Source organism: Gordonia sp. LMA484 (genome assembly GCF_058129505.1).
Genome location: NZ_CM176700.1, coordinates 2,490,819 through 2,509,742 on the forward strand (window position 1 = coordinate 2,490,819; position 18,924 = coordinate 2,509,742).

Genomic DNA, 18,924 nt, shown 5'->3' on the forward strand with positions numbered 1-18,924 from the left:
CCACCGACACCGATCGGATGCGACATGCATCGTCTCAGGTACCGCCGCTCGAACGATCGGCCACCTGCTCGCCACCGACGCCCGCGACGTGTGCCGGCGACGGAGTCGTGATCGTCGCCGGACCGTCGCCCTCGACGAATCGCGCGAGCCGAGGTGGCAGCGTCATACCGCCGGGGAAACGGTGCCAGCCCTTCCGGTCGTACAGTTTCGTCCCACCCAGACCGAGCAGCACGCCGACGATCAATCCGATCACGCATTGGATCACCGATCGAGCCAGCCCGGCGTCGAAATCGGCATCGAAGTAGAGAATCGCGCGAACCCCCAGATAGACCAGGTGCATCGGCTCGATGTCCGCGATCCACGCGAACAGCCGTGGACTCGCCTCCAGGGGCACCGTGCCGCCGGACGACGGTAGTCCGAGGATCACGAAGAAGATCAGGTTGAGGATCAGGCCCGGATTGCCGAACACGGCCATCATCGAACTCGCCGAGATGCCGACCGCGGCGATCACCAGCACCGAGAACATCCACAGGGCGAAAGCGTTGGGCAATGACGTACCGACCGCGGTACACACCCCGATGTAGAGCGCCGACTGCACCACCGCGACGAGCACCATGATCGTCCACTTGGTGGCGAGCGTGCCCCACCGGGAGATGGCCAGGCGCTGGCGGAGCTGATAGAAGGGCCCGTACTCGATCGGGGTCTGGCCGAGGATGCCGTCGACCACCACACTGACCATCATCGCGCCGGTGAATCCCGCGAGGATGAGCAACAGTGTGTAGTAGAACGCGGACAGCCCGTTGCCCGATCCGTCCGGCAACGGGGTCGGTTCGACGACCCGCACGTCGACCGGATCCGACAGCGCCAGCTGCGCCGCGCCGGAGAACGGGACGTCCGCCTTGACGAGCGTCTGCCGGACGGTAGCGGTCAGCCGCTCGCCGACCTGCTCGTTGACCTGCGTCGACATCTCGTCGGCGAACGTGGTGGTCACCGCGGAGGCGAATGTGCCCGAGCCGCGATTGATGTAGACATCGATGGACATCGGATCGGGTTTGGCCGTGAGGACCGCCGACCGCCCGAGGGCCACCGCACGATTGGTGAAGTTCGCGCCGATCACCACCACCCCGTAGCTCTTGCCCGAGTTCAGCTCGTTGAGCGCGGTGGTCTTGTCGGTGCGGTGCACGGCGATCCCGCTCTCGGCCGCTGCGGAGATCACGCCGTCGGCGACCTCGGTGCCGAAGTTCTCGGTCGTGGTACCGCCGTCGGGGTTGTCGACCTCCCCTCCCTGGTCCTCGTTCACCAGTGCGATCGGGAAGTCGTGCAGGTTGCGCTCGGGATCCGCGACGGCACCCATGTACAGCGCAGCCATCAGCGACATGATGACGACGACGAGCAGCAGCGGTGCCAACCAGAAGCGGGGCGAGCGCAGGACGCCGGCGATCGTGGTGCCCGCCTCCGCGTCCTGCACCGGCGCCTCGTGCAGGCCGTCGCCGATCTGCCCGTTTCCGTCCAGATCCTGGTTCTCGTGCCGCCCCATCCACTCTCCCGTCGTCCGATCACCGACCCGAGCCGTGTACGACCCCGGGCTCTGGTCCCCCAGTCCGGGGACCCCCCCGCTAGAAGCCCATGCGCCCCAGCTGTTTGGGGTCGCGTTGCCAGTCCTTGGCGACCTTGACGTGCAGATCCAGATAGACCCGTGTGCCCAGCAGTTTCTCGATCTGGGCCCGGGCAACGGTGCCGACCTCTTTCAGCCGGGCCCCCCGATGGCCGATGATGATGCCCTTCTGACTGTCACGCTCGACGTAGAGAATGGCGTGCACATCGACCATCGACGGTCCGCTCTCGTCGGTGTCGGAGTCGTTGTCGCGCGGGATAATCTCCTCGATGACCACGGCCAGCGAATGAGGGAGTTCATCGCGCACGCCCTCGAGGGCGGCCTCGCGGATGAACTCGGCCATGAGCGTTTCCTCGGGCTCGTCGGTGAGCTCGCCGTCCGGGTAGAACGCCGGCCCCGGCTCCATGAGATCCACCAGGACATCGGTCAGGACGTCGAGCTGTTTTCCCGCCTTCGCCGACACCGGGACGACTTCCGACGTCGGCCCGAGCAGTTTCGACAGAGCGAGGAGCTGTTCGGCCACCTTGTCCCGGGTGACGCGGTCGATCTTGGTCACGACCCCGAGAACCGTCGTGCGCGGCGCCATCTCGCGCACCTGCGACACGATCCACCGATCTCCCGGGCCGATCGCCTCGTCGGCGGGCACGCAGACACCGATGACGTCGACCTCGGAGTAGGTGTCGCGCACAAGATCGTTGAGCCGCTGGCCCAACAGTGTTCGGGGTCGGTGTAACCCGGGGGTGTCCACGAGGATCAGCTGGGCGTCGTCACGATTGACGATCCCCCGGATGGTGTGGCGGGTGGTCTGCGGCCGGTTCGAGGTGATTGCGATCTTCTCCCCGACCAGCGCGTTGGTCAGCGTTGACTTCCCGGTGTTCGGCCGGCCCACGAAACAGACGAATCCGGACCGGAACTCGGCCATCAGACCGCTCCGACCCGGTCGGTGGGGGCGCCCGACAGATCGGTCAGGACGGCGTAGGCATCCGGGCTGATCTCGGCGAGCGTCGCCATGCCGGGATCGGCCGACGACCCGTTGACCAGTACGGCAGCCTCGAACACGGAGGCCCCGGAGGACAGCGCCGTCGCAAGGGCCACCTGCAGACCGGACAGTGTCAGAGTCCTGGTGGTGACCGGAGCACCCGCATAGGTACGTCCGTCGCCGTCGCGCACCGCGGCCGCCGACGTCGCCTCCGCTCGGGCGAGGGCGCCCCTGGCCAGCACGACCAGCTTCCGGTCCTCGTCGGATAGTTCGGGCTGCCCGCTGGCGGGTGTGGTCACTGTCGGTCCTTGCTCCCGGTGGTCTGGCTCGATCGGTGGCCGTGTCCTCGACGATGCGTTCGTTCACGGCTGGACATGGAGTATTCCGCACGTCCGTCGGATTCGGCCACTTCGCGGTCGGGCATGTCGGTGTCGGTGTGCTCACCGGCGGTGTCGGCTGTGCCATCGGCGTCGTCGAAACCCTCGACGTCGCGCGAGTCACCCTCGTCGGCCTCACCGTTGTCCGGCTCGTTCACCCGCCGGGCCAGGACCGTGATGATGCGCTGGCGTCCACGACGATTCGGCCCACCTTCGGCGGTGAGCAGCAAACCGTTCGACTCCACATGCGCGCCCGGCAACGGGACGCGCCCGAGCTCGAGGCCGATCAACCCACCGACCGTCTCGACCTCGTCGTCGTCGATGTCGACGTCGAACAACTCGCCGAGATCCTCCACCGGAAGCCTGGCCGACACCCGGTAGGTTCCGTCGCCGAGATCCTCGACCGGTGCGACCTCGTCGGTGTCGTACTCGTCGGTGATCTCGCCGACGATCTCTTCCAGGACGTCCTCGATGGTGACCAGCCCGGCGATGCCGCCGTACTCGTCGACCAGCAGCGCCATGTGATTGCGGGTGCGCTGCATGTCCGCGAGCACCTTGTCCAGCGGTTTGGAGTCCGGGATGAACTCGGCCTCGCGCATGGACGCGCTCACCTGTGACGACATCGACGGACCACCACCCGCGACGAGGTCCTTCAGGTAGACGACCCCGACGATGTCGTCGGGGTTCTCGCCGATCACCGGGATGCGGGAATGACCTGATCGCACAGCGAGGTTCATCGCCTGCGCGGCGGTCTTGTCCTGTTCGATCCAGATCATCTCGGGCCGCGGCACCATGACCTCGCGGGCATTGGTGTCGCCGAGATCGAAGACCGATTGGATCATCCGGCGCTCGTCGGCTGCCACGACTCCGCTGGCCTCGGCCAGGTCCACCACCTCGCGCAGCTCGACCTCGGTGGCGAACGGGCCGTTGCGGAATCCCTTGCCGGGTGTCACGGCGTTACCGATCAGGATGAGCAGACGTGTCAGCGGCTTGAGCAACAGCCCGATCGCCTGCAGCACAATCGCCGACGACAGGGAGATCGAGTAGGCGTGCTGACGTCCGAGGGTCCGTGGACCCACCCCCACCGCCACGTAGGAGACCACGGCCATTCCGACGATCGCCGCGAACAGCCCCCAGCCGACGCCGATCCAGTCGGTGAGGACGAGGGCGATCAGCGCGACCGAAGCGGTTTCGCAGACCACCCGCAACAGCACCGCGAGTCCGACGTAGGTCCCGCGGCCTTCGAGGACCGTCGCGAGCCGGCCCGCGCCCGGGCGCTGTTCTTTGACCATGTCCTCGACGCGGGCGATCGAGACGGTCGACAGCGCGGCATCCATGGCCGCGAAGATGCCCGCGAGCAAGATCAGGACGAGCGCGGCCACGACGAAAAGGGCGTCGTCGGGCACCGTCACTCGTCCTCGGTCGCGGTGTTCTCGCGCACTGTGGTCTCGGTGAACCCGATGTTGGTCAGCAGCCGCGTGTCACGGTCGGACTGGCGCTGTAGTTGCGCGAGCCGATGACGTTCGGCATAGAAGTCCTCGAGGATTCGGTTCTGCAGCCCGAACATCTCTTTTTCCTCGTCGGGTTCGGCGTGATCGTAGCCGAGCAGGTGCAGGACACCGTGGATGGTCAGCATCGACAGTTCGTGTTCGAAGGACCGGCGGGCGGTTTTCGCCTGCTGGGCGGCGAACTGTGGGCACAGGACGATGTCCCCGAGGATCGCCGGGCCGGACTCGGCGGCATCGGGCCGCCCGCCCGGAGCGAGTTCGTCCATCGGGAAACTCATCACGTCGGTGGGGCCGGGCAGGTCCATCCACTGCATGTGCATGTCGGCCATGGCGTCCTCGTCGATCAGCAGGATCGACAGCTCCGCGGCCGGGTGCACGTCCATCTCCGCGATGGCGAATCGCGCCGCGGAGATGATCAGGTCCGCCGGCGCCTCGACGCCCGACTCGTTGGCCAGCTCGATGCTCATGAGCGCCGCCCGTGCGTCGAGGCCCGACGCGCCGCCCGATTGCCGGGCAGCCGATCGGCATCACGGAGTTGCGCGCTGCCGCGTGCGCTCTCCTCGGCGCGACCGTAGGCGTCGACGATGTCGGCGACCAGCCGGTGCCGAACCACGTCGGCACTGGTGAGACGAGAGAAGTGGATGTCGTCGATGCCCTCGAGAATCCGTGTCGCCGCGGTCAGACCACTCTGCGCGCCGCCCGGTAGGTCGACCTGCGTGGTGTCGCCGGTGACCACGACCTTCGATCCGAAGCCGAGACGGGTGAGGAACATCTTCATCTGCTCGCCGGTGGTGTTCTGGGCCTCGTCGAGGATGATGAAGGCGTCATTCAACGTCCTTCCGCGCATATATGCGAGCGGTGCCACCTCGATGACGCCGGCGGCCATCAGCTTCGGGATCGATTCGGGGTCCATCATGTCGTGCAGCGCGTCGTACAACGGCCGCAGATAGGGGTCGATCTTCTCGCTGAGCGTCCCGGGCAGGAAGCCGAGCCGCTCACCCGCCTCCACAGCGGGTCGGGTCAGGATGATGCGGTTGACCGACTTGGACTGCAGTGCTTGGACGGCCTTGGCCATGGCCAGGTAGGTCTTGCCGGTTCCGGCGGGACCGAGCCCGAACACGATGGTGTGATTGTCGATCGCGTCGACGTATTTCTTCTGGTTCAGGGTCTTCGGGCGGATCGTCTTGCCGCGTCGCGAGAGGATGTCCAGTGACAGCACGTCGGCGGGCGATTCACCGGCTCCTTCGGAGAGCATCGACACACTGTGTCGTACCAGGTCGGGGGTCAGCGGGGTGCCCCGGCCGACCAGATCGACGAGTTCGGCGATGACGCGCTCCGAGGCCGCGACGTCGGCGGGCGTCCCTGTCAGCGTGACCTGGTTGCCGCGCACGTGGATGTCCGCCGGAAGCAGTTGTTCGAGGGTCCGCAGGTTGACGTCGCTGGTCCCGAGCAGCCCGAACACCACCTCGGGAGAGATTTCCACGTTTGAGGTGACTGATCGGCCCGCAAGAGTCCTGCTCGTCGGCGTGCTCACGTCGGGGTTGTCGTCACTCACGTATGAAATCACTCCTCAGGGGGTCAACGTCGGCGCGTCTGTTTCGCCGGGATGTTGTCAGTCTAACGCGATTGAACCGCGCACCAGCAGGCAATATTCCGCCGCGCGGCTCGGGGTGTCGATGCTCGGGACCCTCGATGGTCAGATCCCGAGTAGACGGATCGTCTGGCGGGTCGACGCGCTGCGCGGATCGACGAATGCATCGTGGCCTTCACCGGGGACCACCACGAGTTCGGCCGACTGACCCGCCGCCGTCACCGTCTCGACGTAGCGTCGGCTGGCCTCGAGTGGGATGGCGGTGTCGTCGGCGGCATGCACCGCGACCACGTGAGCGTCGAACGGTGCCTGTCGAGTCGGCGACGCGTCCCGGTATCGGTGTGGGATCTCATCGATGGGCCTGCCCATCAACCCTCGGATCGACGGCCGGTCCGCCCCGGCCTCCAGATCGAGCGCCGCCGATTGCGCGATCACCGTCGTGATGGCGCAGCGTTCGGTCCTGGCCCCGAGCTGCGCGACCGACCACACGGCCAGCTGACCGCCGGCCGAATGTCCCACGACGGCCACCGCACCCCAATCGACCTGCTTCTCGAGGTCGGCGGGCAGGGCGGTCCGGACCGGGTCGTCGAGCGCACGCAGAGCGGCCACCACATCCCGTCCGGTCGACGGCCAACCGCCACCGTCCTCGCCCACCCGGCGGTATTCGATGTTCCAGACGACGGCTCCTCGTTCGGCGAACTGACGTGCGATCGCGGTCTCGATCGTGAGACCGAACTCCGTGGTCCAGTAACCGCCGTGGATCAGCACGACCGGGCGTACGGTCGCGGTCGGTTCGACTCCGTCGACCGGCTGATACACATGCCCGAATTGTGATCGCGCACTGCCGTATTCGACCTTCGTCCGGTGCACCGCACACCGCTTGCGCACGCTCATCGGATCGCCCACCGGTCGGTCAGCACACCGATCGCGCCGAGCGCGACCGCCGCCGCGGTCGATGTGCGCAGCACCTCGGGGCCGAGGATCACCGACGTCGCACCGAGCGCCGTGAAGTCGGCGATCTCGGCATCGTCGAGGCCGCCCTCCGGACCCACGACGAGAATCACCTCGGGCGCTTCGGAGAGGGCGAGCTCCCGAAGCGGGATCGCGCCGTGTTCATGCAGGACGGCGACCACGCCTCCGGCCGCGATGACGTCGGCACAGCGGGCGCGCACATCGGTCGTCGAGGACAGCGGCGCGATCTCCGGAATCCAGGATCGCCGACTCTGCTTGGCCGCGGCCGACGCGGCGGCGGCCCACTTCACTCGGCCCTTGTCTGCCTTACCGGTCCACCGGGCGACGCATCGGGCGGCCTGCCAGGGCACGATCTCGTCGGCACCCGCCTCGGTCGCGAGGTCGACGGCCAACTCGGAGCGCTCCGATTTCGGCAGCGCCTGCACCACCGTGACCCGGGGGCGCGGCGGTTGTGCCTGGGCGCAGGTGTGCGCCCGGGCGATCAGGGTGTCCTTCGCGGTGATCTCACTCACCTCGCACAGTGCGGTGCAACCGCGCCCGTCACCGACGATCAGTTCCTCACCGACGGCGAGTCGGGTGACGGTCACGGCATGTCGTCCCTCGGGACCCGACAGCGTCACGTCGGAACCGGCGCGCGGCACCTCGTCGATCCAGAACAGCGGTGGACTCACGCGGGCGCCCGGTGTCAGCGTCCGGCGAAGGCGTTGCGCAGTCTCGAGAACAGTCCGCCCGTCGCCGCACCTGCCGCCGACGTCACGACCTCCGGCTGATCGTCGGAGGTCTGCCGGAAGGCACGCATGGCCTCGGCCTGCGCCGAATCGAGTTTGGTCGGCACGACCACATCGAGATGGGCATGCAGGTTTCCGCGCACCCCGGTGTTCAGGTGGGGCATCCCCTGCCCCCTCACCCGGACCACCTGGCCGGGCTGTGTGCCCGGCGCGATGGTCACCCGAGCCGTGCCGTCGAGGATCGTGTCGACGTCGATCTCGCTGCCCAGGGCGGCATCCGCGATCGGGACCCGGATGGTGCAGTGCAGGTCGTCCTTGTCGCGGACGAAGACATCGTGGGGGCGCTCGGTGACCTCCACGTACAGGTCACCGGCCGGTCCGCCACCCGGGCCGACCTCACCCTGGCCGGAGAGTCGTACGCGCATGCCGCTCTCGATCCCGGCCGGGATCTTCACGGTCATCGTGCGACGGGACCGTACCCGGCCGTCGCCGCCACACTTGCGGCACGGATCGGGGATGATCTCGCCGACACCGTGACAGGTCGGGCACTCGCGGACGGTCATGACCTGACCGAGGAACGAGCGCTGCACCGCCTGGATCTCGCCCGCACCCTTACAGGTGTCGCAGCTGACCGCCTTGGAATCGCCGTGCGCGCCCGATCCCTTGCACAGATCGCAGAGGATCGCGGTGTCGACGGTGATCTCCTTGTTGACCCCGGCGGCGCATTCCTCGAGATCGAGTTCGACGGCGACGAGAGCCGGCTCACCGGGTTGCACCCGGCTCCGCGGGCCACGGCCGGAACCGAATCCTCCACCGAAGCCGCCGCCCCCGGAACCGAAGAACGCCTCGAACACGTCGCCGAGACCCCCGCCGGCGAAGCCCCCGCCACCGAAACCACCTGCACCGGGGCCCGCGAGCGGGTCGCCGCCGGCATCGACGATGCGGCGCTTCTCGGGATCGGTCAGCACCTCGTATGCGGTGCTGACCTCCTTGAAGCGCTCCTCTTCGCCGGGGTTGACGTCGGGGTGAAGCTCGCGCGCCTTCTTGCGATATGCGCGTTTGATCTCCTGGTCGGTGGCACCTTTCGCCACTCCCAGGATTCCGTAGTAATCACGTGCCACGGTCGTCTCGGTCCTGTCGTCTCACACTTGGTCACACTGGCGCGGGGTGTCGGCGCTTCATCCGGCCCGGGCCGCACGTGGCGGCCGCACGGGTCATCGGTCGGCCAACACCTCGCCGACATACTTGGCAACGGCTGCGACAGACGCAATTGTTCCCGGGTAGTCCATGCGTGTGGGGCCCACCACGCCGACGCCGCCGAACACCGTGCCCGATGCACCGTACCCTGTCGAGACCACGGCGGTGCCACGCAGGTTCTCGGTCTGCGTCTCTTCTCCGATCTGGACTGTGACCCCGCCCATCCGTTGACTCGTGGCGAGCAGCTTGAGGACCACCACCTGTTCTTCGAGTGCGTCCAGCACGGAGTCCATGCCGCCGCCCACCGGCGTGAAGTCGGCAGCCGACCGGGCCAGATTCGACGTGCCGCCCAGGACCAGACGGTCGTCGCCCCGTTGCACGAGTGTCTCGACCAGGACGGTCGCCACGTTTATCGCCGCGTCGCGGATGTCGTGCGGGGCGTCGTTGGCCAATTCGGCCACGGCGGCCGACGCCTCCTCGAGCCGCTTGCCGTGCAGCGCCGCCGAGAACATGTCGCGGAGCCGCACATAGTCGGCCTCGGCCAGATCGTCGGCCAACGCCACCATGCGCTGTTCCACGCGACCGGTGTCGGTGATCACCACGAGCAGCAGGCGCGAGGGCGAGAGGGAGACCACCTCGAGATGGCGGACCGTGGCCGTCGACAGCACCGGGTACTGGATCACCGCGACCTGCCGGGTGAGCTGGGCGAGCAGTTTGACCGACCGCCGCAGCACGTCGTCGAGGTCGACGCCGGAGTCGAGGACGGACAGGATGGCACGACGTTCGGCCGCCGACAGCGGTTTGACCTCGCTGATCCGGTCGACGAACATCCGGTAGCCCTTGTCGGTGGGGACGCGCCCGGAACTGGTGTGTGGTTGCGCGATGTAGCCCTCGGCCTCCAACACCGCCATGTCATTGCGCACGGTGGCGCTGGAGACGCCGAGCTGATGACGGTCCACTATGGCCTTGGAACCGATGGGCTCCTGGGTGGCAACGAAATCCGTGACGATGGCACGCAAGATCTCGAATCGTCGATCGTCCGTGCTCGACATGCGACCCACCTCCCGAACGTGCACTCTGCCATACAGTAGGTGACATCCATCTTACGAACCGCACGACGATTCACGCCGAATCCGGGCGCGTCGGAATCTCAGGAAAGTGCTCGATGATCTTCAAGGGGGTACGGGAGGGCAGGCCCTATCCCGACCATGGCTTGTCCACGAAGGGGTGGGCGAAGATCCCCCCGCGCCAGTTCCGTCTCGACGAACTGATCACGGTGACCACCGTCCTGGCGCTCGACAAGCTGCTGAGCGAGGACTCCACGTTCTACGGCGACCTGTTCTCGCACGTGGTCCGTTGGCGCGGCGACCTGTATCTGGAGGACGGTCTGCACCGTGCGGTGCGCTCGGCGTTTCGCAATCGGCACATCATCCACGCGCGGATGCTCGACCTCGACGCCATGGATCTCGCATCATCGGCGGCCTCGTTGGAGGAACAACTCGACAGCGGTCGCCTGCCGTCGCCGGGTCGCGCCCCGACACCGGGCGCACACCGGGTCGGCAGGAGCACCGGTTGGACCCTGCCGCCGTCGAGTCCCACACCACAGAACCCCACGCCACCGAACCCCGCGCCACCGAACCCCACGCCACCGAGCTGGTGAGACCGACGGGGTCCTCGTCCCAGCTCACCCCGCGAACAGGATCTCCCGCACCACCCGATCGGCCAACAGCCGACCCGCGTCGGTCAGCACCAGTCGGGCACCCACCGAACCGATGTGCTCGAGCAGCCCGTCGTCGACGAATTGCGCGGCCCGCTGATATTCATCCGGCGTGAGCTCCTCGACGGCGAGCCCCCCGCGGCAGCGTGCGGTCAGCATCACCGACTCGACGTGTCGGTCCTCGGCCGTGAGCACCTCGTGGCCACCGATCGGAAGCTGTTCGGCGGCAAGTGCATCCGCGTAACGGGCCGGATGCTTGTGATTCCACCACCGCACTCCGTTGACGTGGGAGTGGGCGCCGGGACCGATGCCCCACCAGTCGTGGCTGTGCCAGTAGGCGACGTTGTGCCGGCACCGTCCGGCATCGGTTCGCGCCCAGTTCGACACTTCATACCAGTCGAATCCGTCGGCCCGCAGCCGGTCGTCGAGGATCTGGTAGCGGTCGGCGAGTACATCGTCGTCGGGCGCGGGTAGCTCACCCCGCCGGATGCGGCGGGCCAGTGCCGTGCCGTCCTCGACGATGAGGGCATAGGCGGAGACGTGATCGACCGGGGTCGAGAGGACCGCATCGACGCTGGTGTGCAGGTCGTCGTCGGTTTCCCCCGGGGTTCCGTAGATCAGGTCGAGGTTGATGTGGTCGAAGCCGGCCGCGGCGGCCTCCCGCGCGGCCGCCAGCGCGCGCCCGGGGGTGTGTGTTCGGTCGAGGGTGGCGAGGACGTGAGCAGACGCGGACTGCATTCCCAGCGAGATCCGCGTGAAGCCGGAGCGCCGCAGACCGTCGAAGAACCCGGCGGACGTGGACTCCGGGTTCGATTCGGTGGTCACCTCGGCGTCGGCGGTGAGCTCGAACCGCGACCGCACCGCATCGAGCAGCCTGGCCAGTCCGTCGGTGCCGAGCAGCGACGGCGTCCCACCGCCGACGAAGATCGTCGACACCGGTCGCACGGGATCGAGCAGACGCGCGGCCGCTTCCAGCTCGCGCTCGACCGCCGCCTGCCACGATTCCGGCGACGAGGAACTCCCCAACTCCCCCGCCGTGTAGGTGTTGAAGTCGCAATATCCACACCGCGTTGCGCAGAAAGGCACATGCAGGTACAGGCCGAGCGGGGTCGCGGGGTCGACGGCGCCACATGCGACTTCGACGGCGTCGTCGACTGCCGGCTCGCTCTCGACCTTCATATCTCCATCATGCGCGTCTCCTCGACGCGCGCAGCACGGGCGTCGCCACACGACAGGTTGCTCGTCGGTCCACCACCGCATCACTACGCCATCGCACCCGCGACCAGACCACGGGGCAACTTCTCGATGGCCGCATCCGGAATAGACGTCCGCCCCGGCGCCTTGAGACAGACAAGCAGACCTCACAATGGGCCTTTGCCTCACCGTGAGGGAAAATAAACCCAAGTAGACGCGGCAAGGGTGATCGTGGCACTATGAACGGCGTGACTTCCCCAGGGGTGTGGCTCGCAGCTCGACGCCACATTGATTTCAAGCGCGTCTGCAGCGCATTCTGTCGTCCTTAGACGACGTGCTCCCCTGTCGTCCCCGGACGACGGTCAGGCCCTGAGAAGTTCCCGCTCTTTCCGCGGGTTTGCCGCACGTTTCCAGCCCACCTTTTCGTGACTGCTGACGTGTGCGCGCGTCGGCTCAGGAGACTTCATGACGTCCACCACCGACGATCTTTCCGTGACCACTTCCGACGCGACCACTTCCGACGCGACCACTTCCGACGCGGCGGAGAACGTGCCCGCTGGGTCCGACGGTCACGCCGCCCGAGCGACGCCCGCCAGTCCGCGCGGCGAACGCCCGGCCCGCAAGGCGCGTCCGACCAAGCGTCGCGCCGAAGGCCAGTGGAAGCTCGGCTATCGAGAGCCACTGAACCCCAACGAGCAGGTCAAGAAGGACGACAACCCGCTCAACGTGCGGGCCCGGATCGAGAACATCTACTCCAAGCAGGGTTTCGATTCGATCGACAAGCAGGACCTGCGTGGCCGTATGCGCTGGTGGGGGCTCTACACCCAGCGCGCCGAGGGCTACGACGGCACCTGGACCGGCGACGAGAACATCGACATCCTCGAGGACGACCACTTCATGATGCGCATCCGCTGCGATGCGGGCGCACTGAACGTGGAGCAGCTCCGCACCCTCGGCCAGATCTCGACCGAATTCGCCCGGGACACCGCCGACCTCTCCGACCGCGAGAACGTCCAGTACCACTGGATCCGCATCGTGGACGTCCCGACGATCTGGGAGCGGATCGAAGCCGTCGGCCTGAAGACCACCGAGGCCTGCGGCGACTGCCCTCGCGTGGTGCTCGGCTCTCCGCTCGCCGGAGATGCCGTGGACGAGGTGCTCGACCCGACCTCGGCGATCGACGAGATCGTGCGCCGCTACATCGGTGACCCGCAGTACTCGAACCTGCCGCGCAAGTTCAAGACGGCCATCTCCGGACTTCAGGACGTCTCCCACGAGACCAACGACGTCGCGTTCATCGGGGTGAATCATCCCGAGCACGGACCGGGTCTGGACCTCTGGGTCGGCGGCGGCCTGTCCACCAACCCGATGCTCGCGCAGCGGGTCGGCGCATGGATTCCGCTCGACGAGGTGCCCGATGTGTGGGAGGGCGTCGTCGCCATCTTCCGCGACTACGGATACCGCCGGCTGCGGGCCAAGGCACGCCTGAAGTTCCTCATCAAGGACTGGGGCATCGAGAAGTTCCGACAGGTCCTCGAAGACGAGTACCTGGGCCGCAAGCTGATCGACGGCCCGGCCCCCGAACCACTCACCCGTCCCCGCGATCACGTCGGCGTGCAGCGACTGAAGAACGGGCTGAACTCGGTCGGCTTCGCAGCCGTCGCCGGTCGCGTCTCCGGGACGATCCTCACCGCGGTCGCCGACGCCGCCGAGCGTGCCGGCTCCGACCGCATCCGCTTCACGCCGTACCAGAAGCTGGTCGTCCTCGACGTGCCGGACGACAAGGTGGAGCAGATCATCTCCGAGGTCGGTGCGCTCGGCCTGTCCGCCCGGCCGTCGAACTGGCGTCAGAACCTGATGGCCTGCAGCGGCATCGAGTTCTGCAAGCTGTCGTTCACCGAGACGCGCAAGCGTTCACAGCGGCTCGTGCCCGAGCTCGAGGAGCGCCTGGCCGACATCAATTCCGCCCTCGACCTACCGATCACCGTCAACATCAACGGTTGCCCCAACTCCTGCGCCCGGTCGCAGGTCGCCGACATCGGCTTCAAGGGTCAACTCGTCGAGGACGAGAACGGCAACCAGACCGAGGGCTTCCAGGTGCACCTCGGTGGAAGCCTGGGCCAGGACGCCGGATTCGGCCGCAAGTTGCGCCAGCACAAGGTTCTCTCCACCGAGCTCGGCGATTACATCGACCGTGTGGTGCGCAACTTCGTGGAGCAGAAGGAAGACGGAGAGCGGTTCGCACAGTGGGCCGTTCGCGCGGATGAGGAGGCACTGCGATGAGTACGCCGACAGAGACCACCACCGGTCGCCGCTTCAGCGAAGCCGAGCTCCGCGCGATCGCCGAGAAGGGCGCACGCGATCTCGGCGACGACGCGAGCCCGGCGGAGTTGCTGCGCTGGACCGCGGAGACCTTCGGCGACAACTTCGTCGTCGCCTCCAACATGCAGGACGCCGCGCTCGTCGACCTGGCCAGCAAGAACGTCGAAACCGAGTTGCTGAACGGCGAAAAGCTCAAGGTGCTCTTCCTCGACACCGGCTACCACTTCGCCGAGACGATCGGTACCCGCGACGCGGTCGAGCAGGTCTACGGCGTGGACATGGTCAACCTCACCCCGGAGCACAGCGTCGCCGAGCAGGATGCACTGTTGGGGCGCAACCTGTTCGCCAGCGATCCGGGCGAGTGCTGCCGACTGCGCAAGGTGGTTCCGCTCAAGAGCGGCTTGTCGCACTACGACGCCTGGGTCACCGGTATCCGCCGCGTCGAGGCGCCGACTCGCGCGAATGCTCCCCTCATCTCCTTCGACGAGGGCTTCGGGCTGGTGAAGATCAACCCGATCGCAGCATGGTCGGACGAGACCATGCAGGACTACATCGATTCCAACGGTGTGCTGGTCAACCCACTCGTCGACGACGGCTATCCGTCGATCGGCTGCGCGCCGTGCACTGCCAAACCCGAACCCGGATCCGATCCGCGCAGCGGCCGCTGGGCCGGCCGCGCCAAGACAGAATGTGGGCTCCACGCATGACCATCGCCGACACCTCCACCACCCCGTTCGTCGAGACAGCCGACGATTTCACCACTCTCGACGCCCTCGAGTCCGAGGCGATCCACATCTTCCGTGAGGTCGCAGGCGAGTTCGAACGTCCGGTGATCCTGTTCTCCGGCGGCAAGGACTCCACGCTGCTGCTCCATGTGGCGCTCAAGGCGTTCTGGCCGGCCCCGCTGCCCTTCTCGCTGTTGCACGTCGACACCGGGCACAACCTGCCCGAGGTCCTCGAGTTCCGCGACCAGGTGGTCGACCGGTACAACCTGCGGCTGCACGTCGCCAAGGTCGAGGACTATCTGGACGACGGGCGACTGACCGAGCGTCCCGACGGTGTGCGTAATCCGCTGCAGACCATCCCGCTGCTCGACGCGATCACCGAGAACCGCTTCGACGCCGTCTTCGGCGGTGGGCGCCGCGACGAGGAGCGTTCCCGCGCGAAGGAGCGGATCTTCTCCCTGCGCAACGCCTTCGGCCAGTGGGATCCGAAGCGCCAGCGTCCAGAGTTGTGGAACCTGTACAACGGCAAGCATGCTCCGGGCGAGCACGTGCGGGTCTTCCCGTTGTCGAACTGGACCGAGCTCGACGTGTGGCGCTACATCGCCCGTGAGCAGGTGATGCTCCCGCAGATCTACTACGCGCACCAGCGTGACGTGTTCCTGCGCGACGGCATGTGGATGACCCCCGGCCCCTGGGGCGGCCCGCGCGACGGCGAAGAGCTGCAAAACCTCTCGGTCCGCTACCGCACCGTCGGCGACGGTTCCTCCACCGGCGCCGTGCTGTCCGATGCCGCCGACAACGAAGCCGTCCTGGCCGAGGTCGCCGCCTCTCGGCTGACCGAACGTGGCGCGACCCGCGGCGACGACCGCGTCTCCGAGGCCGCCATGGAAGACCGTAAACGCGAAGGATATTTCTGATGACTGACGCTTCGATCGGGCACTCCCCCGACCTCCTGCGCATCGCCACGGCCGGAAGCGTCGACGACGGCAAGTCCACGCTCGTGGGCCGTCTTCTCTACGACACCAAGTCCGTCCTCGCCGACCAGATCGACGCCGTCACCAAGGCATCGGTCGACCGCGGCCTCGAGGGACCGGATCTGTCGCTGCTCGTCGACGGCCTGCGCGCCGAGCGGGAGCAGGGCATCACCATCGATGTGGCCTACCGCTACTTCGCCACGCCCGCACGGTCGTTCGTGCTCGCCGACACGCCAGGGCACGTCCAGTACACCCGCAACACCGTGTCCGGTGCCTCGACGGCGCAGCTGGTGATCCTGCTGGTGGACGCACGCAACGGGGTCGTCGCACAGACGCGCCGCCACGCAGCCGTGATGGCGCTGCTCGGTGTGCCGCAACTCGTGCTCGCGGTCAACAAGATCGACCTCGTCGACGACCCGGCCACCGCGTTCTCGTCCATCTCGGCGGAATTCGCCGAGCTGACCCGGTCACTGGGGTGGTCGGCCGAGCAGGTGATCTCGATCCCGGTGTCGGCATTGCACGGCGACAACATCGCCAGCCGATCAGAGAACACTCCGTACTACGACGGTCCCGCACTCATCGAGCACCTCGAAACCGTGCCGAACGTGACCGACCCCCGCCCCGTCGGACTGCGTTTCCCGGTGCAGTACGTGATCCGCCCCCGCACCCCGGAGTTCCCCGACTATCGCGGATACGCCGGGCAGATCGCGGCCGGCCGTGTCTCGGTCGGCGACGAGGTGGTGATCCTGCCGTCCGGCACGCGCACCACCGTCAGTCAGATCGACACCGCCGACGGACAACTCGCCACCGCGCACACCGGCCGCAGCGTCACCATCCTGCTCGCCGACGACGTCGACGTGTCGCGTGGTGATCTCATCGCGAGCGCGGGCGACGCGCCGGAACCGGTGCAGCAGTTCAGCGCCACGGTCTGCTGGCTCGCCGAGAAGCCGCTGCGTCCCGGGGCCCGGCTGCTCCTCAAGCACGGCACCCGGACCACGCCGGCGATCGTCGGCGGCCTCGAGGTGCTGTTCGACGAGCAGAACCTCGCGCTCCTCGACGCACCGGACACCGTGGAGCTCAACCAGATCGGGCGGATCGCCATCCAGACGGCCGAGCCCATCGCAGCCGACGACTACCAGGTCAACCGCGAATCGGGCAGCTTCCTGCTGATCGATCCGCAGGGCGGCAACACGCTCGGCGCAGGACTCGTGGGCGACGCCCTGGAGCACCTGCACCTCTCGTCGACGCCCGAACTCGTCTGACGCGATTCAGGATTCGTTCGAGGTGACCCCGACCCTGCTGCTGGTCGCGCACGGCAGTCGCGACGCGCGTTTCCCGGCGACCGCCGGGCGCGTCCGCGACGCCGTCGCGGACGCGCTGGGCGGTGTCGATGTGCGGCTTGCCTATCTCGATCTCAACGAACCACTCGTGGGTGAGGCGCTCGACGAGATCACCGGCGACTGCATCGTTGTGCCACTGCTGTTCGCCGCCGGCTATCACAGCAACGTCGATCTGCCGGCGATCATCGCCGAGCATGCGCGGCCCGGCAGGACGGTGCTGCAGACCGATGTCGTCGGGACGTTCCCGTTGGCCTCCGCGCTGGCGGAGCGCCTCTCCGAGGCGGGTGCCGACGACCGGTCCGACGATCGCGTCGGCATCATCCTGAGCGCGGTCGGCTCCTCCGACCCCGCTGCCGATCGGCATGTACGGCGACGTGCGATCGAGTTGTCCACGCTGGTCCATCGTCCGGTCGAGGTGGTGTTCGCGACCAAACTCGGCAGCCGATCGCATCGGCTACGTGCCGCGGTGCGCCGGTTGCGCGCGGCCGGCGCGGACCGGATCGCGGTGAGCCCCTACTTCCTGTCGGCGGGCCGACTCACCGATCGGTTCGAAGCGGCCCTCGACGAGCACGCGCCCGGATCACTGGTCGCGGGGCCGCTGGGCGCGCACCGCGACATCGTCGACGCCGTCTGCCATCACTACCGGCTCACGGCGACCGATGCCGAGCGCGCGGCCCGTCCGGGCCTGCTCAGGAGTCGCTGAGCGCGGCCACCTTCGTCGCGCGGGCGAAGATCGATTCGCCCGCCTGCAGATTCAGCGCGTTCGCGTCACCGCGCGTGATCTGCGCCTGGAACTCGCTGCCGGTCGCGACGGCGACCAGTTCCACCCGCGTCTCGAATCCGAGGTGGACCACCCGCTGGACCGTGGCCTTGATGACGCCGGTGTCGAGCGCCGCGTCGGCGGCCGGAAGTGCGAGCTCGGGGTTGCGTCCGATGCGGATGTCGTGCGGCCGCACCAATTCCCCGTTCAGGCGCACCGTGGATCCGAGGAATGACGCGACGAACTCGTTGGCAGGCCGGTCGTAGAGGTCATCCGGTGTGCCGACCTGTTCGATGCGTCCCTTGTTCAGCACCGCGATGCGGTCGCTGACGTCGAGCGCCTCCTGCTGGTCATGCGTCACCAGGACGGTCGTGACGTTGACGTCCTCGTGCAGGCGGCGCAGCCACTTGCGCAGATCCTCCCGGACCTTGGCGTCGAGTGCGCCGAACGGCTCGTCGAGCAGCAGCACCTGGGGATCCACGGCGAGCGCGCGGGCCAGCGCCATCCGCTGCCGCTGGCCGCCCGACAGCTGCGCCGGAAATCGCTTCTGGAACACCGTGAGTCCGACGATCTCGAGCAACTCGTCGACCTTGGCATCGATGTCGGCCTTCGACCGCTTGCGGATCTTGAGACCGAAGGCGATGTTGTCGCGCACGTTGAGATGTTTGAACGCCGCGTAATGCTGGAAGACGAAGCCGATGTCACGTTTCTGTGGCGAGGCGGCCGACACGTCGTTGCCGCTGATGATGACGGTGCCCGAGTCGAGACTGTCCAGACCCGCGATCGCCCGGAGCAGCGTCGACTTGCCCGACCCCGACGGACCCAACAGCGAGGTCAGAGATCCCGCGGGGATGTCGATCGACACGTCGTCGAGGGCCGCGAAGTCGCCGTATCGCTTGTTCGCGCCGATTACCGAGATGGACAT

At 67.5% G+C, this 18,924-nt stretch carries 18 protein-coding genes; 6 read left to right on the forward strand and 12 right to left on the reverse strand.

Annotated elements, in window-relative coordinates; all coding sequences use genetic code 11:
• Nucleotides 1-34 precede the first annotated feature (34 nt).
• The 10 genes from AC4AMJ_RS10865 to hrcA form a co-directional block, all read right to left on the reverse strand.
• A complete protein-coding gene (locus AC4AMJ_RS10865) occupies nucleotides 35-1,537 on the reverse strand; it encodes a YhgE/Pip domain-containing protein (protein WP_489918040.1) in 1,503 nt (500 codons plus the stop codon).
• Nucleotides 1,538-1,616: 79 nt separating this feature from the next.
• On the reverse strand, nucleotides 1,617-2,537 hold the full coding sequence (gene era / locus AC4AMJ_RS10870; protein WP_489896252.1) for a GTPase Era: 921 nt from the start codon (nucleotides 2,535-2,537) through the stop codon (nucleotides 1,617-1,619).
• Nucleotides 2,537-2,893 (reverse strand): cytidine deaminase, encoded by a 357-nt coding sequence (locus tag AC4AMJ_RS10875; RefSeq protein WP_489918041.1) that lies wholly within the window; start codon nucleotides 2,891-2,893, stop codon nucleotides 2,537-2,539. The genes era and AC4AMJ_RS10875 overlap by 1 nt, the downstream gene beginning before the upstream one ends.
• On the reverse strand, nucleotides 2,890-4,377 hold the full coding sequence (locus AC4AMJ_RS10880; protein WP_489918042.1) for a hemolysin family protein: 1,488 nt from the start codon (nucleotides 4,375-4,377) through the stop codon (nucleotides 2,890-2,892). The genes AC4AMJ_RS10875 and AC4AMJ_RS10880 overlap by 4 nt, the downstream gene beginning before the upstream one ends.
• Nucleotides 4,378-4,379: 2 nt before the next feature.
• A complete protein-coding gene (ybeY, locus tag AC4AMJ_RS10885) occupies nucleotides 4,380-4,946 on the reverse strand; it encodes an rRNA maturation RNase YbeY (protein ID WP_489918043.1) in 567 nt (188 codons plus the stop codon).
• Complete coding sequence (locus AC4AMJ_RS10890; RefSeq protein ID WP_489896256.1) at nucleotides 4,943-6,034, reverse strand: PhoH family protein; 1,092 nt, start codon at nucleotides 6,032-6,034, stop codon at nucleotides 4,943-4,945. The genes ybeY and AC4AMJ_RS10890 overlap by 4 nt, the downstream gene beginning before the upstream one ends.
• A 141-nt stretch (nucleotides 6,035-6,175) precedes the next feature.
• Nucleotides 6,176-6,964 carry an alpha/beta hydrolase family protein gene (locus AC4AMJ_RS10895; protein ID WP_489896257.1) on the reverse strand — a complete coding sequence of 263 codons (789 nt, stop codon included), beginning with the start codon at nucleotides 6,962-6,964 and terminating at the stop codon, nucleotides 6,176-6,178.
• On the reverse strand, nucleotides 6,961-7,713 hold the full coding sequence (locus tag AC4AMJ_RS10900) for a 16S rRNA (uracil(1498)-N(3))-methyltransferase (RefSeq protein ID WP_489896258.1): 753 nt from the start codon (nucleotides 7,711-7,713) through the stop codon (nucleotides 6,961-6,963). Before AC4AMJ_RS10900 ends, AC4AMJ_RS10895 begins: the two co-directional genes overlap by 4 nt.
• 14 nt (nucleotides 7,714-7,727) lie before the next feature.
• Nucleotides 7,728-8,891 (reverse strand): molecular chaperone DnaJ, encoded by a 1,164-nt coding sequence (gene dnaJ / locus AC4AMJ_RS10905; RefSeq protein ID WP_489896259.1) that lies wholly within the window; start codon nucleotides 8,889-8,891, stop codon nucleotides 7,728-7,730.
• 93 nt (nucleotides 8,892-8,984) lie between these two features.
• Nucleotides 8,985-10,019 (reverse strand): heat-inducible transcriptional repressor HrcA, encoded by a 1,035-nt coding sequence (gene hrcA / locus AC4AMJ_RS10910; protein ID WP_489896260.1) that lies wholly within the window; start codon nucleotides 10,017-10,019, stop codon nucleotides 8,985-8,987.
• Between the two features lie 113 nt (nucleotides 10,020-10,132).
• Between hrcA and AC4AMJ_RS10915 the strand changes: the two genes are divergently transcribed.
• Complete coding sequence (locus tag AC4AMJ_RS10915) at nucleotides 10,133-10,627, forward strand: type II toxin-antitoxin system VapB family antitoxin (RefSeq protein WP_489918044.1); 495 nt, start codon at nucleotides 10,133-10,135, stop codon at nucleotides 10,625-10,627.
• Nucleotides 10,628-10,651: 24 nt separating this feature from the next.
• Here the strand turns inward: AC4AMJ_RS10915 and hemW are convergent, their stop codons facing one another.
• A complete protein-coding gene (hemW, locus tag AC4AMJ_RS10920; RefSeq protein ID WP_489918045.1) occupies nucleotides 10,652-11,863 on the reverse strand; it encodes a radical SAM family heme chaperone HemW in 1,212 nt (403 codons plus the stop codon).
• Nucleotides 11,864-12,343: 480 nt separating this feature from the next.
• Between hemW and AC4AMJ_RS10925 the strand changes: the two genes are divergently transcribed.
• From AC4AMJ_RS10925 to AC4AMJ_RS10945, 5 genes are read left to right on the forward strand one after another with little or no spacing between them, the layout of a single operon-like run.
• On the forward strand, nucleotides 12,344-14,161 hold the full coding sequence (locus AC4AMJ_RS10925) for a nitrite/sulfite reductase (RefSeq protein WP_489918046.1): 1,818 nt from the start codon (nucleotides 12,344-12,346) through the stop codon (nucleotides 14,159-14,161).
• Nucleotides 14,158-14,907, forward strand: a complete 750-nt coding sequence (locus tag AC4AMJ_RS10930; RefSeq protein ID WP_489896264.1) for a phosphoadenylyl-sulfate reductase — start codon at nucleotides 14,158-14,160, stop codon at nucleotides 14,905-14,907. Before AC4AMJ_RS10925 ends, AC4AMJ_RS10930 begins: the two co-directional genes overlap by 4 nt.
• Nucleotides 14,889-15,842 carry a sulfate adenylyltransferase subunit CysD gene (cysD, locus tag AC4AMJ_RS10935; protein ID WP_489896265.1) on the forward strand — a complete coding sequence of 318 codons (954 nt, stop codon included), beginning with the start codon at nucleotides 14,889-14,891 and terminating at the stop codon, nucleotides 15,840-15,842. Before AC4AMJ_RS10930 ends, cysD begins: the two co-directional genes overlap by 19 nt.
• Nucleotides 15,842-17,161, forward strand: coding sequence for a sulfate adenylyltransferase subunit 1 (locus tag AC4AMJ_RS10940; protein WP_489896266.1), 1,320 nt, complete (start codon nucleotides 15,842-15,844; stop codon nucleotides 17,159-17,161). Before cysD ends, AC4AMJ_RS10940 begins: the two co-directional genes overlap by 1 nt.
• Before the next feature lie 22 nt (nucleotides 17,162-17,183).
• Nucleotides 17,184-17,942: a sirohydrochlorin chelatase gene (locus AC4AMJ_RS10945; protein ID WP_489896267.1), complete on the forward strand. Its 759-nt coding sequence runs from the start codon at nucleotides 17,184-17,186 to the stop codon at nucleotides 17,940-17,942.
• Here AC4AMJ_RS10945 and AC4AMJ_RS10950 read toward each other — a convergent pair.
• Nucleotides 17,929-18,924, reverse strand: a complete 996-nt coding sequence (locus AC4AMJ_RS10950) for a sulfate/molybdate ABC transporter ATP-binding protein (protein ID WP_489896268.1) — start codon at nucleotides 18,922-18,924, stop codon at nucleotides 17,929-17,931. The two genes, AC4AMJ_RS10945 and AC4AMJ_RS10950, sit on opposite strands and share 14 nt — an antisense overlap.